1 pseudogene is annotated in these 859 nt (G+C 49.5%); it reads right to left on the bottom strand.

Going from position 1 to position 859, the window contains the following annotated elements:
* Positions 1 to 859 (bottom strand): annotated as a pseudogene (locus tag KIV40_RS21105) (sodium:proline symporter); the annotation flags it as partial.

Below are 859 nucleotides of genomic sequence, written 5' to 3'. Positions count from 1 at the left end.
AGACCAACCAGACCCACTAACATTGCACCCGCCATAGACAGTGCAGTCCATACCACTGCGATACGACGCGCTGTGCCTAGGTCTTTATTAGTACGTGTTGCTTTGAAACGCGCAAGGATATGCGGTTGACCAAAGTAACCTAGACCCCATGCCGCTAGAGAGATAATTGCAATCGCAGATAGAGGCTCACCTTTCGCATCATTCCATAGCGTTAGCAGCTCAGGGTTGATGTTGTGTCGATCTGTCGATAGTTGACCAAGGCCACCGTTCATCGCAGCAATCGGCACGATAAGCAGCGCAGCAGACATCAGTAGACCTTGCACAAGGTCAGTCCAAGATACCGCAAGGAAACCACCAAATAGCGTGTACGATACAACACATACTGTGCCGATGATTACCGCTGTGGTGTAGTCTAAGCCGAATACTGTTTCAAACAACTTACCGCCCGCTACCAAGCCTGAGCTTGTGTAGAAAAGGAAGAAGAGAAGAATAAAGAAAGCAGAAATTGTTTGGATCAGCTTAGACGTATCATTGAAACGACGAGCTAGGAACTCAGGTAGCGTCAATGCATCTGTTGTAATGCTGTACGTACGCAGGCGTTTAGCACTGATTAACCAGTTTGCCCATGTACCCACTAGTAGGCCACCAGCCAACCAGAAAGCTTCGAAACCCGCAGCATACGCGTAGCCCGGAAGACCTAGCAGTAGCCAACCACTCATGTCCGAAGCACCCGCAGAAAGCGCAGCAGGCCATGGACCAAGTGCACGACCACCAAGGAAGTAGTCGGTCGAGTTAGATGTACGTTTGTAAGCAATAACCCCGATTGCCAGCATCATAATTAGATACGCAATGAACGTCG

This window comes from Vibrio sp. D173a, assembly GCF_030248475.1.
The sequence above is the reverse complement of the archived record's forward strand: the minus strand, read 5'-3'. Positions and strand labels throughout refer to the sequence as shown.